The sequence below is a fragment of the Collinsella aerofaciens genome (genome assembly GCF_015548375.1).
Taxonomy (GTDB): domain Bacteria; phylum Actinomycetota; class Coriobacteriia; order Coriobacteriales; family Coriobacteriaceae; genus Collinsella; species Collinsella aerofaciens_AB.
This window is the reverse complement of sequence record NZ_JADMWW010000052.1, coordinates 1-1,611: the sequence shown is the minus strand read 5'-3', so window position 1 is coordinate 1,611 and position 1,611 is coordinate 1. Positions and strand designations below refer to the sequence as shown.

Annotated in this window: 1 protein-coding gene; it reads left to right on the top strand. The window is 71.9% G+C overall.

All coding sequences use genetic code 11. The annotated features are described in order from the left end of the window. The first annotated feature begins 91 nt into the window (after positions 1 to 91). Complete coding sequence (locus I1969_RS10925) at positions 92 to 1,384, top strand: IS30 family transposase (RefSeq protein ID WP_195235141.1); 1,293 nt, start codon at positions 92 to 94, stop codon at positions 1,382 to 1,384. Positions 1,385 to 1,611: the final 227 nt, after the last annotated feature.

The following is a 1,611-nucleotide window of genomic DNA, read 5'->3' as shown; positions in this document are numbered from 1 at the left end:
TTCCCACATTCATCCGCACATGTGCGGATGAATGTGGGAACCCGATACCCTGAGGGCCGGACCGGCCGGCCCCGGGAGATCGGAGGACGGCATGTCCGGAAAGAAGAATAGGGGCTCCGCGAGGGCGGTCCCGAGGGCCTACGGAAGGCTCACGAGGCACGAGCGGGACACGGTCCAGAGGATGCTGGAGCGCGGGGCCTCGTGCAGGGAGATCGCGAGGGAGCTGGGCAGGTCGCCCTCGACGGTGAGCGCCGAGGTGGCGTCGCACAGGTTCGTGACGGCGCCGAAGTCCAGGCGCGGCGAGCGCGTGGACGCCTCCGCCGACCTGTCGGCGGCCTGCCCGCGCCTGGCCGCGTGGCCGCGATGCTGCAACGGCTGCGGCCGGTACCGCGCGATCGGCTGCAAGCGCCGCCCCCACGTCTTCTACGAGGCCCGGGCCGCGCAGCTGTGCGCCGACTCGGTCCTCGTCTCGTCCAGGCGCGGGATAGACGCCGACGAGCCCGCCGCGGCGGCCAGGCTGGAGGCGATAAGGGACTGCCTGCGCCGGGGGCTCTCGCCCGAGCAGATGGCGGCGCGCAACGGCGGCCCGGTGGACCTGTCGCCGTCGACCATCTACCGCTGGGTCTCGGCGGGCTACGACGGCATGACCAACATGGAGCTCAGGCGCAAGGTCGGCTACAGGCCGAGGAAGAGCGCCGCCGGCCGGGCGGCCACGCGCCACTCCGCCCGCAGGTCGCATGCCGCGTTCCTCGCCCTCGGGGAGGACGCGTGCGCCGCGGCCTGGGAGATGGACACGGTCGAGGGCGCGCGGGAGGACTCCGCCTGCCTGCTCACGCTGCTGCACCGCCCCAGCAGGCTCCAGCTCGCGCTGCCGCTGGAGGAGAAGACCGCCGGGTGCGTCGCGGACGCCCTGGGCGATATCAGGGAGGTCCTCGGCGCCGACGGCATGGGCAGGGTCTTCCGCGCCGTGCTCACCGACAACGGCGCCGAGTTCTCCGACGAGGCGGCGATCGCGGCGCTGCTCGGCGAGGGGCCGGGCGAGACGAGGCTGTTCTACTGCGACCCCGGGCGCAGCGACCAGAAGGGCGCCTGCGAGCGCAACCACGTCGAGATCAGGAAGCTGCTGCCCAAGGGCGCCGGAATCAGGTTCGACCGGCTCGCCCCGGCCGACCTGGCGCTGGCCATGTCGCACGTGAACTCCGAGCCCCGCGGCGCGCTCGGCTTCGCGACGCCCGCGCGCGCCTTCAGGGCGATGCTCGGGGAGGACGCGGCGGCGCTGCTGGACGCCTACGGTGTGTGGGACGTGCCGCTCGGCGACCTCGACCTGACGCCGGGACTCATCGAGAGGGCGCGCGCCGAGAGGGGCGATGCCCCGCTGGCCTAGCCTAGAAGGAAAAACGGAATAGACGGACCGACCGTCCGGCTGAGTCTGGGAAGAGGTGCCGGGCGGCGGGCGGAGCATGGCCACCGGACCTATCGAAACACATCTCCACCGTTCCATCAACTGGGAAAACGGCGCCCCCGGACCCCAGGAGGGGCCGCGGGGGCGTTCAGCTAACTGCGGGAATGGCCTATTTGCTCAATGTGTTCGGCTGAGATCGGAAATCAACC

Excerpts from the sequence above, each read along its gene's own strand:
- I1969_RS10925 (WP_195235141.1), top strand. The coding sequence starts at position 92 with ATGTCCGGAAAGAAGAATAGGGGCTCCGCGAGGGCGGTCCCGAGGGCC.